At 71.9% G+C, this 17368-nt stretch carries 15 protein-coding genes; 8 read left to right on the top strand and 7 right to left on the bottom strand.

The genetic code is table 11. From position 1 onward, the window contains the following. Window positions 1–3: 3 nt before the first annotated feature. The 5 genes from VE326_10560 to VE326_10540 form a co-directional block, all read right to left on the bottom strand. Entirely contained in the window at window positions 4–543 is a 540-nt protein-coding gene (locus VE326_10560) for a DUF3341 domain-containing protein (GenBank protein ID HYJ33649.1), read from the bottom strand. Beyond that, entirely contained in the window at window positions 536–1897 is a 1362-nt protein-coding gene (nrfD, locus tag VE326_10555) for an NrfD/PsrC family molybdoenzyme membrane anchor subunit (GenBank protein ID HYJ33648.1), read from the bottom strand. Before nrfD ends, VE326_10560 begins: the two co-directional genes overlap by 8 nt. 80 nt (window positions 1898–1977) lie before the next feature. After that, entirely contained in the window at window positions 1978–5013 is a 3036-nt protein-coding gene (locus tag VE326_10550) for a TAT-variant-translocated molybdopterin oxidoreductase (protein HYJ33647.1), read from the bottom strand. Beyond that, on the bottom strand, window positions 5001–5471 hold the full coding sequence (locus VE326_10545) for a cytochrome c3 family protein (GenBank protein ID HYJ33646.1): 471 nt from the start codon (window positions 5469–5471) through the stop codon (window positions 5001–5003). The genes VE326_10550 and VE326_10545 overlap by 13 nt, the downstream gene beginning before the upstream one ends. A 177-nt stretch (window positions 5472–5648) precedes the next feature. Further along, window positions 5649–6263: a high-affinity nickel-transport family protein gene (locus VE326_10540; protein ID HYJ33645.1), complete on the bottom strand. Its 615-nt coding sequence runs from the start codon at window positions 6261–6263 to the stop codon at window positions 5649–5651. Window positions 6264–6381: 118 nt separating this feature from the next. On the opposite strand from VE326_10540, the gene VE326_10535 reads away from it, so the two are divergent. Genes VE326_10535 through VE326_10505 form a run of 7 tightly spaced genes read left to right on the top strand, consistent with a single transcriptional unit; the run spans window position 6382 to window position 14873 of the window. Then, entirely contained in the window at window positions 6382–7704 is a 1323-nt protein-coding gene (locus VE326_10535; GenBank protein HYJ33644.1) for an isochorismate synthase, read from the top strand. After that, window positions 7691–9532: a 2-succinyl-5-enolpyruvyl-6-hydroxy-3-cyclohexene-1-carboxylic-acid synthase gene (menD, locus tag VE326_10530; GenBank protein HYJ33643.1), complete on the top strand. Its 1842-nt coding sequence runs from the start codon at window positions 7691–7693 to the stop codon at window positions 9530–9532. Before VE326_10535 ends, menD begins: the two co-directional genes overlap by 14 nt. Further along, complete coding sequence (gene menH / locus VE326_10525; GenBank protein ID HYJ33642.1) at window positions 9529–10401, top strand: 2-succinyl-6-hydroxy-2,4-cyclohexadiene-1-carboxylate synthase; 873 nt, start codon at window positions 9529–9531, stop codon at window positions 10399–10401. The genes menD and menH overlap by 4 nt, the downstream gene beginning before the upstream one ends. 14 nt (window positions 10402–10415) lie before the next feature. Then, a complete protein-coding gene (menB, locus tag VE326_10520; GenBank protein ID HYJ33641.1) occupies window positions 10416–11246 on the top strand; it encodes a 1,4-dihydroxy-2-naphthoyl-CoA synthase in 831 nt (276 codons plus the stop codon). An 8-nt stretch (window positions 11247–11254) separates the two neighbouring features. After that, on the top strand, window positions 11255–12169 hold the full coding sequence (locus tag VE326_10515; GenBank protein HYJ33640.1) for a 1,4-dihydroxy-2-naphthoate polyprenyltransferase: 915 nt from the start codon (window positions 11255–11257) through the stop codon (window positions 12167–12169). Further along, entirely contained in the window at window positions 12166–13281 is a 1116-nt protein-coding gene (gene menC, locus VE326_10510; GenBank protein ID HYJ33639.1) for an o-succinylbenzoate synthase, read from the top strand. Before VE326_10515 ends, menC begins: the two co-directional genes overlap by 4 nt. Continuing rightward, window positions 13278–14873 (top strand): AMP-binding protein, encoded by a 1596-nt coding sequence (locus VE326_10505; protein HYJ33638.1) that lies wholly within the window; start codon window positions 13278–13280, stop codon window positions 14871–14873. Before menC ends, VE326_10505 begins: the two co-directional genes overlap by 4 nt. Here VE326_10505 and VE326_10500 read toward each other — a convergent pair. Together VE326_10500 and ubiE are read right to left on the bottom strand one after the other, a co-directional pair. Next, on the bottom strand, window positions 14811–15254 hold the full coding sequence (locus VE326_10500) for a thioesterase family protein (protein HYJ33637.1): 444 nt from the start codon (window positions 15252–15254) through the stop codon (window positions 14811–14813). The genes VE326_10505 and VE326_10500 overlap by 63 nt on opposite strands. Further along, window positions 15251–15997, bottom strand: a complete 747-nt coding sequence (ubiE, locus tag VE326_10495; GenBank protein ID HYJ33636.1) for a bifunctional demethylmenaquinone methyltransferase/2-methoxy-6-polyprenyl-1,4-benzoquinol methylase UbiE — start codon at window positions 15995–15997, stop codon at window positions 15251–15253. Before ubiE ends, VE326_10500 begins: the two co-directional genes overlap by 4 nt. Before the next feature lie 94 nt (window positions 15998–16091). Between ubiE and ispG the strand changes: the two genes are divergently transcribed. Then, window positions 16092–17363 carry a flavodoxin-dependent (E)-4-hydroxy-3-methylbut-2-enyl-diphosphate synthase gene (ispG, locus tag VE326_10490; protein HYJ33635.1) on the top strand — a complete coding sequence of 424 codons (1272 nt, stop codon included), beginning with the start codon at window positions 16092–16094 and terminating at the stop codon, window positions 17361–17363. Window positions 17364–17368: the final 5 nt, after the last annotated feature.

The raw sequence follows: 17368 nt of genomic DNA, 5'->3' as shown, positions 1-17368 counted from the left end.
CCCCTACGCACGGATCACCCGCACGTCCACGGCGCCGCTCGCCTGGAGAATCTGGACCGCTCGGTTCTCGTTCCAGCCCCGTCCCGAGTCGGCGATGAAGATCGCGAACCGGTCGTCGGTGAGGGAGCGGTCCAGGATGGGGTCGCGGAAGTTGGGCAGCCCGCAGGCCACGAGCAGCGCGGCCAGGGTCATGGTGCCGCCGAGGAGCACGCCGCACTCGAACGTGATCGGGATGAACGCGGGAAGCGAGACGAACGGCTTTCCGCCCACGTTGATCGGCCAGTCCACGGCCGAGGTCCAGATCTCGAACCCGAGCCCCAGGATGGCCCCGCTCAGCCCCATCACCAGCGTCACGTACGGGATCCACGACTTCCGGATGCCGAGCGCCTCGGAGAGGCCGTGCACCGGATAGGGCGTGTAGGCGTCCGCCTTGGTGAAGCCGTGCTCCCGCACCTGGGCCGCCGCGTTCAGGAGCGTGTCCGGGTTGTCGTACAGCGCGAGCACGCCGTGCAGCGGCTTCGGCGTTCCGAACAGGTTAAACATGTTTCGGCTCCGCATGGCCGGAGGCGGGGACGCGCCCCGTCGCCTTCTTCGCGTTCCAGAGCACCGACTTCACCTCGGCGATCGAGATCGTCGGGAAGAAGCGGCAGAAGAGAAGGAACCACATGAAGAAGAACCCGAACGAGCCGGCCGTCACCATCCAGTCGAAGACGGTCGGCCGGTAGTAGGACCAGTTGACCGGCAGGAAGTCGCGGTGCAGCGACGTCACGATGATGTTGAAGCGCTCGAACCACATCCCCACGTTGACGAAGATCGAGATCACGAACATCACCGGCAGGCTCCGCCGCAGCTTCCGGAACCAGAAGAGCTGCGGGATGATCACGTTGCAGGTGATCATCGTCCAGTACGCCCAGGCGAACGGCCCGGTCGCGCGGTTCATGAAGGTGAACGACTCGTACTGGTTGCCGCTGTACATCGCGACGAAGAATTCGGTGGCGTACGCGTAGCCCACCATCGACCCGGTCGCCAGGATGATCTTGTTCATGTTCTCGAGGTGGTGAAGCGTGACGTACTCCTCGAGATGGAACACCTTCCGGAGGATCACGAGCAGCGTCACCACCATCGCGAACCCGGAGAAGATCGCCCCCGCCACGAAGTAGGGCGGGAAGATCGTCGTGTGCCAGCCCGGCAGGAGCGCCGTCGCGAAGTCGAAGGAGACGACGCTGTGCACCGAGAGCACGAGCGGCGTCGAGAGGCCGGCGAGCATCATGTAGGCGCGCTCGTAGTGCTGCCAGTGCCGCTCCGATCCGCGCCAGCCCAGCGAGAGCAGGCTGTAGATCCCGCGCTTCCAGCCGGAGGCCCGGTCCCGCAGCGTCGCGAAGTCCGGGATCAGCCCCGTGTACCAGAAGCAGAGCGAGATGGTCAGGTAGGTGCTGACGGCGAAGACATCCCAGACCAGCGGCGACCGGAAGTTCACCCAGAGGTGGCGCCAGTTGGGATACGGCACGAGCCAGTAGGCGAACCACGGGCGGCCCGTGTGGATCAGCGGGAAGAGCCCCGCCGTCATGACCGCGAAGATGGTCATCGCTTCGGCGGAGCGGTTGATCGCCGTGCGCCAGCGCTGCCGGAACAGGTGAAGGATCGCCGAGATCAGCGTTCCCGCGTGCCCGATGCCGATCCAGAAGACGAAGTTGGTGATGTAGACGCCCCACCCGACGGGGTGATTGATGCCCAGGATCCCGAGCCCCTTGTTGATCTGGTAGGTGACCGTCGCGGCCATGCCCAGGAAGAGGAGCACCGAGATGCCGAAGAACGTGAACCAGAGCGGTCCCGGCTTCGTGTTGATCGGCGCGCTGATCTCCGCCGATACGTCCCCGAGGCTCTTCGACGGATCGATGAGCGTGGGCTCGGCGAGCGGAAGCGCGGGCTCCGCGTGCGACGCGGACGCGCGCCGCTCTTCGCCGACGGCCGTCGGGTTCACGCCGACTCCTCCTCGCGGTTGCGGACCTTGGTCATGTAGGCGATCGAGGGGAGCGTGTTCAGGTCCGCGAGGACGTGATAGCTCCGCTTGTTGCGGGCCATGTCGGCCACGCGGCTCTTCGGGTCGTTCTGGTCGCCGAAGGTGATCGCGTTGGTCGGGCAGGTCTGCTGGCACGCCGTCACGATGTCCCCCTCCTGGATCGGAGTGCCCAGGACTTTCGAGCGTTCCCGCGCGTCGCGGATTCGCTGGATGCAGAACGTGCACTTCTCCATGATCCCCTTGGTGCGCACCGTGACGTCGGGGTTGAGCGCCAGCCGGAGCGACTTCGGCTTGTCGGTGTAGTCGAACCAGTTGAACCGGCGCACCTTGTAGGGGCAGTTGTTCGAGCAGTACCGCGTGCCAACGCACCGGTTGTAGACCTGGAGGTTCAGACCCTCGCTGGAATGCACGGTGGCCAGCACGGGGCAGACCGTCTCGCAGGGGGCGTTCTCACACTGCTGGCAGAGCATCGGCTGGTAGACCGTCTCCGGATCCTCCGCCGGTCCCGAGTAGTACCGGTCGATGCGGAGCCAGTGCATCTCGCGGCCCTTCAGCACGACGCTCTTCCCCACGGCCGGGACGTTGTTCTCGACCATGCAGGCGATCATGCAGGCGCTGCAGCCGGTGCAGGCGTTCATGTCGATCGCCATGCCCCACTTGTGGCCCGGATACTTGTGCCGGGACCACATCGAGGGGAGCAGCTCGCCCCCCTCGTTGCCCGACGCCGGGTCGCGCTGATACTCGGACAGGGTCGTCTCGTAGATGATCGGGCGGCCTTCGGTGTACTGGTGCCCCTGGACGCAGGCGATCGGCATGGTCTTGCCGGTGGACGAAACGCGCACCGGGATCCCCGCGAGCCCCACGCGGCCGCCCGTCGCCTCGGCCAGGGCGAACGCGTTCTGCCCCACCCGGTCTCCGACCGTGCCCGCGCCGGTGCGGCCGTATCCGAGCATGACGGCGACGACGTCGTCGTGGAGGCCCGGCTGCACGTGCACCGGCAGGTCGATCCGCGCGTGCCCCACGTCCAGGGTGACCACGTCCGCCTTCATCTCGTAGTCGCGCACGCCGAGCTGGCGGGCGCGGTGCGGGGAGATCGCCGCGAAGTTGTCCCAGCAGATCTTGGAGACCGGATCGGGCAGCTCCTGGAGCCACGCGTTGTTGGCGCTCCGTCCGTCGCCCAGCGTGGCCGAGGGATAGAGCACCAGCGTGAGCGCGCCGTTCTCCGGCGTCGCCGCCACGGGGAGCGAGCCGCCGAGGCCGCCGGCGCGCGGCGAGCGCCCCGCGGCGGCGCGATCGGCGTTCTCTTCGCGCGCGAGCACGCCGGTGCGGAGCGCGCCCTCCCAGAAGAGATCGAAGGGAGCCGCGGCGCCCGTCCCGGGATAGACCTGGGTGCGCCAGCGCTCGCGCAGATACTCGTGATAGGTGCCGGCCGTCTCGGCCAGCGGCCCCCGTCCCAGGTAGCGCGCCCAGGATAAGAGCGAGTCCTGGAAGGAGCGGACGTCGTAGAGGGGCGCGATCGCGGGCTGCATCAGGGAGAGAACGCCCTGCCGCGGCTCGTGGTCGCCCCACGACTCGAGGTAGTGCGTGCTGGCGGCGACGACGTCGCCGAGGCGCGCCGTCTCGTCGGCGCGGTCCGCCAGGCTCGCCACGAACGGGACGCGCTTCACGGCGTCGGCGAAGCCCACCGCCGTCGGAAGCGAGTAGGCCGGATTCGTCCCGTAGACCAGCAGGGCCTGGATCTCGCCGGCGCGCATCCGCTCGACCAGCCGGAGCATCTCCTCGTCGGATCCATGGACCGTGCCGGAGGCGCGGGAAGCGTCCACGGTGATCCCGTCGTTTCCCAGGGCGCTGTTGATCACGTTGACGGCAACCTGCAGCGGCACCGCATGCGCCGCCGGCGCCGCGTTCGGATCGGCCATCACCAGGCTCCGGCCGCGCGCCTGCGCCAGCTCGTCGGCGATCGAGGCGATGATGCCGGCGGGAAGGTCGGCGGCGGCCTCGACCGCTTCGGCGGTGTACCCGCCACCGGAGGCTCCCCCCGCCCCCAGGCGCGAAGCCAGCGCCATCGCGAACGGATAGAGCTGGTCGGGCCGGACGCGCACGCGCCGGTCGGCGTTCGTGCCGGTCAGCGTGAGGATCGATTCCACCGCGATGACGCGGGACATCGAGCCCGACTCGGGACGGCGCCGCTTGGCGAAGTCGCGGCCCTGCTCCATCGTGTCGAGGAAGGTGCCGAGCGGATCGGCGCCGAGCGTGACGAGCACGTCGGCCCGGTCGAGGCGGTAGCGCGGGAGCGAGCGGTCGCCGTAGGCGGCCTCGCCGGCCCGCGCGACCGAGGCGTTGGAGACGGCGTCATACGCGACGTGCTCGGCCGCCGGGAACGCGGCGATGAAATCCTGGATCAGGGCGCGCGTCGAGGGGCTGGCCACGGTGCCGGTCAGGAGCACCACGCGGCCGCCGCCGTCGCGCGCCTTCCGGAGCGCCATCGTCACGCGCTTGTCCACGGGACCCCAGCCCGCCGCCGAGGTCTTCCCGGTGGCGCGGTCCACCGTCACGGGGCCGCGCAGCCGGTCGGGATCGTACAGGTTGATGACCGAAGCCTGTCCGCGGGCGCAGAGGGCGCCGCGGTTCACGGGGTGGTCCGGGTTCCCCTCCAGCTTGATCGGCCGCCCCTCGCGGGTCTTCACGAGAAGGCCGCATCCCGTCGGGCATTCGCCGCACGTCGAGGCGTAGAACACGGGGTTCCCCGGCTGCATGTCCTCGGGCGCCTTCACGTAGGGGAGGATCTTCTCCACCGGCTTCCGCGCGCACCCGGCGGCCAGGAACGCCGCACCGGCGCCGGCGAGCTTCAGGAAGTCGCGGCGGGACGGAGCCGAGGGCGCCTCCGAGGGCGTCACGAACTCCTGCGCGCGGAGCTGCTCCACGCGGGCCGAACCCTCGAGCTCCTCGATGGAGGCCCAATGTTTGGGGGGCCGCTCGTCTACATGTGACATGTATTGCACTCCTGCGAGGCGCCATTCTGGCGGTGGCAGTTGATGCACCACCCCATCTTGAGCGAAGAAACCTGGCGAACCTCGTCCATCGTCTGGACCTCCCCATGGCATTTCTGGCAGGCGAACCCCTTGGCCACGTGCCAGCGATGGCTGAAGTAGACGTAGTCGGGGAGGCGGTGGATCCGGATCCACGGCACCGGCTTGTCCGCCTGATAGAGCGCCGTGAGCTGCTGGATCGCCGGACGGTCGGTGCGGACCACGGTGTGGCAGTTCATGCAGACGTTCATGGTCGGCACGGTCGCGTGCCGGGAGCGCTCGGCGTTCGAGTGGCAGTAGAGGCAGGGGATCTTCCGCGTCCCCGCATGGAGCTTGTGGCTGAAGGCGATGGGCTGCTTGGGCATGTAGCCCACGTTCGTGAACGAGTCGAAGAACGCCCAGGCGCCGACGGCCAGGAGCACCAGAATGAGAAGCGGGAGTAGTCTTCTAGAGCTCTGATCGCTCACGAATCCTGACGTGCCTTCCGTGATCCGTTACGTGTGAAGAATCGCCGGTTGCGGATTCGAACAGAACAGTGTCACCAACAATTGGAGCATGCTCGCAAAGTTTGTGAATAGTGTCACCAACTTTTGCCGAGGTCAAGCCCATACCGTCAGATAGAAGATCCCGAACACCACACTCCCGAGGGCCGCGGCGACCGAGATCCAGGAAGCGCCGCGCCAGGCGCCCGCCCCGAAGCGCGCGGGCAGGGCCATGACGCTCGTGATCGCCATCATGCCGCCGATCGCCCCCACCCCGAAGAGCAGGATGGTGAGGAGCGCCCCCGCGCGCGAGGAGATCGTCGCCAGCACCGCGATCGCGAGCGCTCCGCTGCCGGCGAGCCCGTGCACGATCCCGACTCCGAAGGGACGGCGCCGCGAGAGCGGGGCGGGCTCCGGCTCCGCCCCGGCATGGCGGTGGCGGTGACGCACGAAGAGCGAGGCGAGCCCCAGGACGATCAGCATCACGCCCACCAGGCGCTCGAAGAAGGCGCCGAGCGCGGGCCCCATCGGGATCCGGAAGACGACGACGAGGAGGCCGACGACGAAGAGCGAGAGCGAGTGCCCGGCGCCCCACGCGCCGCCCAGGAGCGCTGCGCGGCCGATGCTCCGCTCGCGCGTGACGATGGTGCTCATCGCGACGAGGTGATCGGCATCCAGCGCGTGCCTCATGCCCAGCGCAAGTCCGAGCAACAACGGGGCGGCGGGAGACATTCGCGGAACAATAAGCGCGAGGGGCGGGGGTGCCAAGCGGTTTCGAGCCCGGCTCGCGGCGGGCGATTTCCCTGCCGCTGTTGCCGCTTCGGGGGCGTCTCTTTATACTCGCCGCCTCGTGGCACCCTCGACGACTCGCCCCGATTCGCGCTCGCTCGACCTGCGGGCGCTGCTGTCCGGTCCGGATTCCTCGGCGGAGGCGCGGCACGGCCGTTCCTCCCTGGTGGCCCCCGTTCTCGTGGGGCGCGCCGAGGCCGGCGGACTCGAGCTGCCGGCTCTCTTCGAGAAGCTCCGCTCCGGCGGCCCCGCGTTCGCCTGGTTCTCCCCCGAGGGGGACGTGGTGGCGGGATTCGGCGCCGTGGCGCGCTTCACCGGCTCGGGGCCGGGACGCTTCCAGGCCGCCAAGGCCTGGCTCGACGCTCTTGCCCTCTCCTCAAGGGGTGACGGAGGCGAAGCGCCTCCCCTGCTCGCGGTCGGCGGGTTCTCCTTCACCGAGGGCGCGGCGGGCTCCCCCGCCGGTTTCGGCGACGCTTCCTTCTTCGTGCCGGCCGAAGTCTGGACCTCGGGAACGCCGGGGCGCGCGCGATGGCGGCGCGCCGACGCCGATCCCGACGCTCCGCCGAGGGCGCCGGCGCCGCTTTTGCGCCCCCGGCTTCCGGAGTGGTCGGAGCGCGAGTGGTCGAACGGCGTGCGCGCGATTCTCGAGCGGATCGAGGCGGGGACCCTGGAGAAGGCCGTGCTCGCGCGCGCCGTCGAGATCGAGGAGCCGCACGCGATCGATCCCGCGCGGGTGCTGGAGAGCCTCGTGCCCGCCAATGCCGCGTGCTACCGGTTCTTCATGCGCCCCGATTCGGATGCCGCGTTCGTCGGCGCGAGCCCGGAGCGGCTGGTCGCGCGCCTGGAGCGCGAGGCGATCTCCGATGCCGTCGCGGGCACCGCGGCCGGAGCGGGGCTGCTCGAATCGGGCAAGGACCGGAGCGAGCACGCCTTCGTGGTGCGCCACATCGTGGAGGCGCTGGCGCCGCTCTGCGACGGCGTGGACGCCGAGCCCGAGCCGTCGCTGCAGCGCCACCGCCATCTCGCGCATCTGAAGACCCGCATCGCCGGACGCGCGAGAGAGGGAGCGCACGTGCTCGATTTCGTGGAGCGGGTGCACCCGACGCCGGCCGTCGCGGGGTCTCCCCGCGATGCGGCGCTGGAGCTGATCCGCGCCCTCGAGCCGAGCCACCGCGGCTGGTACGCGGGCGCCGTCGGCTGGATGCGCGGAGACGGGCTGGGCGACTTCACCGTGGGGATCCGCTCGGCGATGATCCATCGGCATCGGGCGCTACTCTTCGCGGGGGCGGGCATCGTCGCGGGATCCGATCCCGCGTCGGAATGGGCCGAGACCGAAGTGAAGCTCTCGGTGGTGCGGGAGGCGATCGCCGATGCGGGGCGTTGAGAAGGACCCCCTCGACGCCGCCGCCCGCGCTTCCGGGACGAGCGCGGCCGACCCGGACGGAACCGGGGCGCTGAACCTTCGCTGGGCCGAAGCCTTCGCGCACGCCCTGGCCGAGGCGGGGGTGACCGATGCGGTCATCGCGCCGGGATCGCGCTCCGCGCCGCTCGCCGTCGCGCTCCACACGGCACCGCTCCGCACCCACGTCGCGCTGGACGAGCGCGCCGGCGCGTTCTTCGCGCTCGGCCTGGCCAAGGCCTCGCGGCGGCCGGCCGCGGTCCTCTGCACTTCGGGCACGGCGGCCGCCAACTTCCATCCGGCGATCCTCGAGGCGCGCCACGCGCGCGTGCCGCTGATCGCGCTGACGGCCGACCGGCCGCCGGAGCTGCGCGACGCGGGGTCGCCGCAGACCGTGGATCAGATCAAGCTCTACGGCGACGCCGTGCTCTGGTTCTGCGAGGTGGGAGTCCCGGAAGCGGGCGCCGACCCCCAGCGCTACGCCGCGTCGCTCGGCGCGCGCGCGGCCGCCGCCGCGTGGGGACCTCCCGCGGGACCCGTGCACCTCAACTTCGCCTTCCGCGAGCCGCTGCTTCCGGCAGAGGGTGAGGCGAACGCCCGGGCACGCGCGGCGTCGTCCCTCGCGCCCGAGGGGAGGCCGGATGCGCGGGACCACGAGGGGCCGCTTCCCTCGGCCCGCGCGATCGAGCGCTGCGCCCGGCTGCTCCGGGCGCGCCGGCGCGGGCTCATCGTCTGCGGCCCCGACGACGACGGCGCCGAAACCGCCGGCGCGGTGCTCGCGCTCGCGGAGGCCACCGGCTATCCGATCCTCGCCGATCCCCTCTCGGGGATCCGATACGGCGACGCCGATCCCGCGCGCGTCCTCGGCGCCTACGACGCCTTCCTGCGCGCGCCTTCGTTCGCGGCCGGCGAGGCCCCCGAGGCGTTCGTCCACTTCGGCGCGGCTCCCACGTCCAAGGCGCTCGCCCGCTACGCCGACCGCTTCCCCGCCGCCGCCCGGATCGCGGTCGATCCGGCGGGAGCGTTCCGTGATCCTTCGCGCCGGACGCGCGAGGTGTTCCGCTCCGCTGCCGCCCCGTTCGCGCGCGCGCTGGCCGACGCCCTGGTCCGCGTCGCCGAGCCGCTCGCCTCCTGGGGGTCCCGGTTCCTCGCGGCCGACCGCGCGGCGGCCGGGGCGCTCGCCCAGGGGCTCGCGCGGGACGGCGACGCGATCACCGAGGCCGGGCTCTTCCCCGCGCTCGTGTCCACGCTGCCCCGGGGCTCCCTGCTCGTCGCCGGAAACAGCATGCCGGTCCGGGACCTGGACGCCTTCGTTCCCGAAGCCGGCGCCGCGCGCGCGTTTCGCGCGCTCGGCAATCGCGGCGTGAACGGGATCGACGGGGTGCTCTCGACCGCGCTCGGGGCCAGCGCCGCCTCCGGCGCTCCCGCGCTCGTCGTGCTGGGCGATCTCTCCTTCCATCACGACCTGAACGGGCTGGCCGCGCTGCGCGAAGGACGCGCCCGGGCGGTGATCGTGGTCGTGAACAACGACGGCGGCGGCATCTTCTCCATGCTTCCGGTCGCGGAGCACGCCGACGTGTTCGAGCGTTACTTCGGCACGCCTCACGGCCTCGGCTTCGAGCACGCCGCCGCGCTCTACGGCGTCTCCTACGCGCGCCCGGCCGGCCTCGCGGCCTTGGCGGCGCGCGCGGGCGAGGCGCTTCGCGCGGGCGAGAACCTGATCCTCGAGGTCCGATCCGAGCGCAACGAGGGCGCCGCGCATCGACGAGCGCTCCTCGCCGAAGCGGTGCGCGCCGTGGAGGCGGCCTCGTGAGCGGAAGCCGACTATGCGTGGAGCGGGGACTCCGCTATCACTTCCGTCTCTGGGGCTCGCCCCGCGTGCAGGCGCCCGCGGCGGTCTTCCTGCACGGCTTCGCGGGATCCTCGCTGGACTGGGAGCGCTTCGGCGAGGCGGTCGACCGGCTGGGTCTTCGCGCCATGGCGATCGACCTTCCGGGCCACGGCGACACCGAGTGCCCCGCCGATCCCGAGCGCTTCACCGTCGAGGAGACCGCGCGCGACCTGAACGCGCTCCTCGATCTCACGGGGATCGCCGAGGCGCACTGGGTCGGCTACTCCATGGGCGGGAGGATCGCCCTCTACACCGCGGCGCGCTACCCCGCTCGCACGCGGTCGATCCTGGTCGAGAGCGCCTCGCCCGGAATCGAATCGGAAGCGGAGCGCGCGGCGCGCCGCGCTTCGGACGAAGCGCTCGCGCGCGAGATCCTGACCCGCGGCATCGAGTGGTTCGCCGAGCACTGGGCCGCGCAGCCGATCTTCGAGACGCAGGCGACCCTCTCCGCGCGCACGCGCGCCGCCGTGCAGGAGGCGAGGCTTCGCAACAACCCCGCCGGGCTCGCCGGCTCGCTGCGCGGCGCGGGACAGGGAGCGCAGCCCTACCTGGGCCCGCTGCTGCCCAGCCTGGGCTGCCCCGCGCTCTTCGTGACCGGATCGCTGGACGCCAAGTACGGCGCCTGCGCCGACGCCATGGCCGCCTCCGTCCCCGGCTCGCGCCGGCTCGTCGTTCCCGCCGCGGGACACAACGTCCACCTCGAGCGGCCCGACGCCTTCGAACGGGCCCTCGTCGAGCATCTCGTACCCTTCGCGAGCGCGGCCAAGACCGGGGCCCGCTCGACCCTCTGAGCCAGGAGCACGCCATGCCCGTCGCCGCCGCACTCGCCTGGAAGACGGCGAGGACGTTCACCGACATCCTGTACGAGAAGGCGGAGGGGATCGCCAAGATCACGATCAACCGCCCCGACGTCCGGAACGCGTTCCGTCCCCTCACGGTGCGCGAGATGGGCCAGGCGTTCGAAGCCGCCCGGGAAGATCCCGAGGTGGGCGTCATCATCCTGACCGGCGCCGGCGAGGAGGCCTTCTGCTCCGGCGGCGATCAGCGCGTGCGGGGCGACCAGGGCTACGTGGGCGACGATCAGGTGCCGCGCCTGAACGTGCTCGACCTGCAGCGCCAGATCCGCACGCTCCCCAAGCCGGTGGTCGCGATGGTAGCCGGCTACGCCGTGGGCGGCGGCCACGTGCTCCACGTCGTGTGCGATCTCACGATCGCCGCCGAGAACGCGAAGTTCGGCCAGACCGGCCCCAAGGTGGGCTCGTTCGACGGCGGCTTCGGGTCGTCCTACCTGGCGCGCATGGTGGGCCAGAAGCGGGCGCGGGAGATCTGGTTCCTCTGCCGCCAGTACGACGCCAAGCAGGCGTTCGCGATGGGGCTGATCAACGCGGTCGTGCCCCTCGACCGGCTGGAGGAGGAGACGGTGCAGTGGTGCCGCGAGATGCTCGCGATGAGCCCGCTGGCGCTCCGCTGCATCAAGTCGGCGATGAACGCCGACTGCGACGGGCAGACGGGACTGCAAGAGCTGGCGGGGAACGCGACCCTTCTCTTCTACATGAGCGAGGAGGCGCAGGAGGGGCGGAACGCCTACCTCGAGCGCCGGAAGCCCGACTTCTCGCGGTTCCGGCGGCTGCCGTAGCGCTCCCCGTGGGGCCCTCCCGCGGCGCCGCGGCCGCCGCCCCCGGCCGCGCGCGCGTCTGGGTCCATGCGCTCCGGCTCCCCACGCTGGCCGCCGCGATCGTCCCCGTCTTCGTGGGGAGCGCGGTCGCCGCGCGGCAGGGCTTCTTTCGTCCCGGACCCGCGGTCGCGGCGTTCCTCGGCGCGCTCTTCATCCAGGTCGGCACCAATTTCGCGAACGATCTCTACGATCATGAAAAGGGCGCCGACCACGCCGGGCGCACGGGCTTCACGCGACCCCTCGCGGCGGGATGGCTCGCGCCCGCCGACGTGCGCCGCGCCATGCTCGCGGCGTTCGGCGCGGCGACCCTTGCGGGCCTCTACCTCGCGTTCGCCGCGGGATGGCCGGTGGTCGTGATCGGGATCGCGTCGATCGCCGCGGGCATCGGCTACACCGCGGGACGCTGGGCCCTCGGCTATCACGGACTCGGCGACATCGCCGTCTTCCTCTTCTTCGGCGTGGTTGCGGTGGCGGGCACCTACTACGTGCAGGCGCGCGCCGTCTCGCCGCTGGCCCTGGCCGCGGCGCTCCCGGTGGGGGCGCTCTGCACCAACATCCTCGTCGTGAACAACGTGCGCGACGTGGAGGCCGACCGCACCATCGGCAAGCGAACGCTGGCCGTGATCTTCGGCCGCGGCGCCGCCATCGCCGAGTACGCGCTGCTCCTGCTCGTGGCCTACGCCCTACCGGTGCTCCTCTGGCGCGGCGGCGAGCTGGGGCTCGCGGCGCTCCTGCCGCTCCTCACCCTGCCGCTCGCGCTCGCGCTGCTTCGCGTCGTGGCGACGCGCCGGGACGGACCCTCGCTGAACGGCGCCCTGGTCCGGACGGCCCGGCTCCATGTGCTCTTCGGATCGCTGTTCGCCATCGCGATGCTCGCGCCGTGAAGATCGAGTCGGTGCGGCTCCTTCCCTACCGCCTCCGGCTCCGGGAGCCCTGGCCCACCGTGGAAGGGCCGATCACGGAGCGCGAGGGGGTCCTGATCGCGCTGGAGGATTCGAACGGCCGGATCGGGCTAGGCGACGCCGCACCCCTCGCCGGCTTCGGCCTCGAGACCTTGGGCTCGTGCGCGGCGGCGCTGCGCGGCGCGGCGCGGCGCCTGACCGGCCTCCCCGAGGAGTCCTACCTCGAAGGCGCCGCCAACCTGACCCACCTGGCACCCGTGGCGGCCGCGCCCGCGGCGCGCCACGCCATCGACCTCGCGCTGCACGACCTGGCCGCCCGCGCGGCCGGACGCTCGATCGGGGCACTCCTCGGCGGGGATGCCGCCCTGGAGGTGGTGCCCGTGAATGCCGTCGTCCCCCGGGTCGCGCCCGAGCGCGCCGCGACGCTCGCGCGCGAGGCGCTGGAGGCCGGCGCCCGCGTTCTCAAGCTCAAGGTGGGCGGCGTCGCGCTCGCCGAGGATCTCGCCCGCGTGCGCTCGGTGCGCGAGGCGGCCGGCGGCGACGTCGCGATCCGTCTCGACGCGAACCAGGCGTGGGGCGAGGAGGAGGCGCTGGCCGCGATCGCGGCGCTCCGGGTCTACGAGATCGAGTACATCGAGCAGCCGGTCGCCGCCTCGAATCTTCGCGCCCTGGCGCGGCTCCGCCGCGAGGGGGGCGTGGCGGTGGCCGCGGACGAGTCGGTCACCGACCTCCGCGCCGCGCGCCGCGTGCTGGACGCCGGAGCCGCCGACATCCTGGTGCTGAAGCCGATGGTCCTGGGCGGGCTTCATGCCGCGCGCCAGGTCGCGGCGCTCGCGACCGAGCGGGGCGTGCGCATCGTCGTGACGTCGCTCGTCGAGAGCGCCGTGGGCCGCACCGGCGCGCTCCACCTGGCCGCCTCGCTGGGACCCGCGCCGCACGCGCACGGCCTGGCGACCGGGAGCGCTCTCGCCGAAGACGTGGCCGACGCGCCCCGGATGGAGCGCGGCATGCTCCGCCTTCCGGACGGGGCGGGACTCGGCATCGCGATCGATCCGTCGCGGTGGAAGGACGCCGCGCTGGTGGAGGCCGCGTGATCGTTCCCTATCCGCCGCCCCTCCCGGAGGCGGAGGGCGAGACGAGCCGGGTCGGCACGACGCACGATCCGGTCCGCTTCTGGGGCGCGGTCCGACCCGATCGCGTGGCGCTCCGGAGCGCCCGCTCGGTCTGGACCTACGGCGACCTCGACCGCGCGGTCTGGTCCGCGACCGACGCGCTCTTGGAGCGCGGGCTCGGCTCCGGAGAGCACATCGCGCTCGAGTTCGAGCCGGAGGACGCGATCGCCTTCGCGGTCGCGTTCCACGCGGTGCAGCGGATCGGATCCCTGCCGGTGCTGATCGGGACGTCGGGGACGGAGGCCGAGCGGCAGGCGATGCGGGAGCGCGCGCAGGTCGAGTTCACCCTGAATGCGGGGGATCTGGATATTCCGATGCTCTACCCGCCGGAGGCGGGGGAGGATGAGGCGAAGGGGGCTTCTGCGGAGCGCTCGAAGGAACCTTCGCGGCGAAAGAACAAGGGTTCCGGCGGCTCCGCGCCGCCGGTAGAACCCTTTCTGGATCGCCGTCTGAACGCCCCCGCCGCGGTGCTCTTCACCTCCGGCACCTCGGGCGAGCCGCGCGCCGCGGTGCTCACGCACGGCAATTTCCTCTGGAGCGCGCTGGCCTCGGCGCGGAACCTGGGCGTGCGTGAGGCCGACCTCTGGCTCTGCTGCATGCCCCTCCACCACGTGGGCGGCCTGTCGATCCTGATCCGCGCCGCGATGACCGGCACCGCCGCACTCCTCCACGACCACTTCGACGCGGAGGCCGTGAGCCGCGCGATCGACGAAGACGGCGTCACGCTGGTCTCGCTCGTCCCCACGATGCTCTCGAGGCTCCTGGACGTGCGCAAGGGGCGGCACTTCCCAGACTCGCTGCGCGCCGCGCTCATCGGCGGCGGCCCGGCCGCGGCCTCGCTGCTCGAATCGGCCGCGAAGCTGGACCTGCGCGCGCTCCCGACCTACGGCCTGACCGAAGCGGCCTCGCAGGTCACGACGCTCCCGCTTCGCGAGTGGCCCCGCGGGCTCGCGTCGGCGGGACGGCGGCTTCCCTTCATCGGCGTGGAGATCCGCGACGAGGCGGACCGCCTCGCCGGGCCGGGCGTCGAGGGGGAGATCGTCGTGAGCGGCCCCACGGTGATGGCCGGGTATCTGAGCGATCCCGCCGGAACCGAGGCGGCGCTCCGGCGGCGGCGGCTTCGCACCGGCGACGTCGGGATGTGGGACGACGAGGGGCGCCTCGTGGTGCTGGACCGGCGCGCCGACCGCATCGTCACCGGCGGCGAGAACGTATCGCCCGAAGAGGTGGAGCGCGCGATCGCCTCGCATCCGGCCGTGCGCGCGGCCTGCGTCGTGGGGGTTCCCTCGCGCGAGTGGGGCCAGGAGGTGGCGGTCGCGGTCGAGCCCAAGGCGGGCCGGACGGTGACCCTCGAGGCGCTGCGCGAGCACGCGCGCGCGTCGCTCTCCGGCTTCAAGCTGCCGCGGCGCTTCCTGATCCTGCCGTCCCTGCCGCGCTCCTCGTCGGGAAAGCTACTTCGGCGCGTGGTGCGGGACCGGTTCCTGGACGAGATGGCGAAGCAGAAACACCCGTAGCTCTTCGGGGATCGGAATCGGGCGCATCGTTTCGCGCGCCACGAAGGCATGCACCGTCTTCGCCGTCGCGCGCAGGTCGCCGTCTCCGTTCGGTCCCGTCACCCGGAAGGCCAGGTGGAAGGACGCGCGGCCCACGTGCGTGACGTCCACGAGAACGTCCACGCGCTCGCCGTGCCGGAGCGGCGCCTTGTAGTCCGCCTCGCTGTGCGCGATCGGGATCAGGAAGTCGGCGCCCGAGAAGATCCACGCGCGGTCCACGCCCGCGGCGGCCCAGAGCTCCTCGTAGGCCTGGTGGCAGTAGTCGTAGATGCGGCCGAAGAAGAGAACGCCGGCGGCGTCCACGTCCTGGAAGCGCACCAGCAAGGACGCGCGCACGCTCATCGGGCCGGAACCTCCACGGTCGGAGTCTTCGCCGGGCTCCCGACCGGAGCGACCTCCCCCACGTACACGTACGCCACGCCCCCCGTGAGGGCCCGCGCGCGCACGTCGCGGAAGAGCCCCGTCGAGCGCAGGAGCGCGGTGAAGGCCTCCCCGGCCGGAAAGCGCGACGCGGTGCGATCGAGGTATTCGTAGGCCGCCCGCCGGCCGCTGATCCAGCCGCCGACGCGCGGCAGCACGGCGCGGCTGTACCAGCGGAACAGAGGGCCGAACAGCGCGCCGCCCGGCTGGCCGAACTCGAGCACCACGACACGCCCGCCGGGTCGCGTCACCCGCGCCATCTCGCGGATCCCGCGCTCGGGGTCCTCGACGTTGCGGATCCCGAACGCCACCGAGACCACGTCGAAGGAGCGGTCGGCGTACGGTAGCGCGAGGAGGTCGGCGACTTCGAAGCGCACGGGGGCTCCGGCGCGCTCCGCCTTGGCGGGACCGAGCGCGAGCATCTCCTCGCAGAAATCGGCGCCGATCACCTCGCCCCCGGGGCCCACGGCGCGGCGGAACTCGATCGCGAGGTCCCCGGTACCAGTCGCGCAGTCGAGGACTCGGTCCCCGGGCTTCGCCCCGCTCGCGAGCACGGCGGCGCGGCGCCAGCGATGGTGCATCCCCAGCGAGAGCACCTGGTTCGCGCGGTCGTAGGAGCGCGCGACCGAGGCGAACATGGATCGGACTTCGGCGGCGGCGGGCATGCGGCGGAGTGTACCATCAGGCGGAGCCGTGCCGGACGCGCCGGCAGGCGCCGCTCCTTTGACCCCGCCCCCTCCGGGCGCTAGACTAGACGCGATGCCCCTCATCCGCCTGACGCCCTCCGAGCCTTCCCAGGACACCGCCCGTCCGCGCCGCCGCTCCACCGAGGTCCGGATCGGATCGGTCACGATCGGCGCCTGCCGTCCCGTCGCGGTCCAGTCGATGACCAACACCGAGACCGCCGACGCCGCCTCCACCGCCGCGCAGGTGATCGCGCTGGCCGAGGCGGGCTCGGAGCTGGTGCGCGTCACGGTGAACACCCCCGAGGCCGCGAAGGCGGTGCCCGAGATGGTGGGCCGCGTCCGCGACGCCGGGCACGCGACGCCGATCGTGGGCGATTTCCATTTCAGCGGGCATCTCCTCCTGGCGGAGCATCCCGACTGCGCCCGGGCGCTCGACAAGTACCGCATCAATCCGGGCAACGTGGGGGCGGGCAAGCGGCACGACGAGCACTTCCAGCGGATCATCCAGGCCGCGGTGGAGCACCAGAAGCCGGTTCGGATCGGCGTGAACTGGGGCTCGCTGGACCGCGAGCTCCTGACCGCGCTCATGGACGAGAACGCAAGGAGCGCCGCTCCGCGCCCCGACCGGGAGGTCACCCTGGACGCGATGTTCCAGAGCGCCGTCCGCTCGGCCGCGCTGGCCGAGGAATTCGGACAGCCGCACGACGCGATCGTCCTCTCGGCCAAGGTCTCCGGCGTGCGCGACCTGATCGCGATCTACCGGCGCCTGGCGGCCGAGACGGACTATGCGCTCCACCTGGGCCTCACCGAGGCCGGCATGGGGATGAAGGGGGTCGTCGCCTCGACGGCGGGGCTGGCCGTGCTGCTCCTCGACGGGATCGGCGACACGATCCGCGCGAGCCTCACCCCCACGCCCGGAGGCGACCGGCGGGAAGAGGTGCACCTCTGCCAGCAGATCCTCCAGTCGCTCGACCTTCGCGCCTTCGCGCCGCAGGTCACCTCCTGCCCCGGGTGCGGGCGCACCACGAGCATCTTCTTCCAGGAGCTGGCGGAGCGGGTGAACGACCGGCTGCGCGAGCGGATGCCGGTGTGGCGGGAGCGCTACCCCGGCTCGGAAGAGCTTCGGGTGGCGGTGATGGGATGCGTCGTGAACGGCCCCGGGGAGTCCCGGCACGCCGACATCGGCATCTCGCTTCCGGGAACCGGGGAGCATCCGAAGGCCCCCGTCTTCGTGGACGGGTCGCTCAAGACCACCCTCTCCGGGCCCCGCATCGCCGAGGAGTTCCTCGATCTCGTGGATGCGTACGTCGAAGACCGCTACGGCCGGACGGCCGCGCCCCGCTGACGCCG

The sequence above is a fragment of the Candidatus Binatia bacterium genome (assembly GCA_035631035.1).
GTDB lineage: Bacteria > Eisenbacteria > RBG-16-71-46 > SZUA-252 > SZUA-252 > DASQJL01.
This window is presented reverse-complemented; position numbering and strand designations above follow the sequence as displayed.

What these genes read in the sequence shown, in the direction of transcription:
- ispG (HYJ33635.1), top strand. Translation starts at nt 16,092, where the DNA reads ATGCCCCTCATCCGCCTGACGCCCTCCGAGCCTTCCCAGGACACCGCC.
- VE326_10560 (HYJ33649.1), bottom strand. Translation starts at nt 543, where the DNA reads ATGTTTAACCTGTTCGGAACGCCGAAGCCGCTGCACGGCGTGCTCGCG.
- VE326_10540 (HYJ33645.1), bottom strand. Translation starts at nt 6,263, where the DNA reads ATGTCTCCCGCCGCCCCGTTGTTGCTCGGACTTGCGCTGGGCATGAGG.
- menB (HYJ33641.1), top strand. Translation starts at nt 10,416, where the DNA reads ATGCCCGTCGCCGCCGCACTCGCCTGGAAGACGGCGAGGACGTTCACC.
- VE326_10550 (HYJ33647.1), bottom strand. Translation starts at nt 5,013, where the DNA reads ATGTCACATGTAGACGAGCGGCCCCCCAAACATTGGGCCTCCATCGAG.
- menD (HYJ33643.1), top strand. Translation starts at nt 7,691, where the DNA reads ATGCGGGGCGTTGAGAAGGACCCCCTCGACGCCGCCGCCCGCGCTTCC.
- VE326_10500 (HYJ33637.1), bottom strand. Translation starts at nt 15,254, where the DNA reads ATGAGCGTGCGCGCGTCCTTGCTGGTGCGCTTCCAGGACGTGGACGCC.
- ubiE (HYJ33636.1), bottom strand. Translation starts at nt 15,997, where the DNA reads ATGCCCGCCGCCGCCGAAGTCCGATCCATGTTCGCCTCGGTCGCGCGC.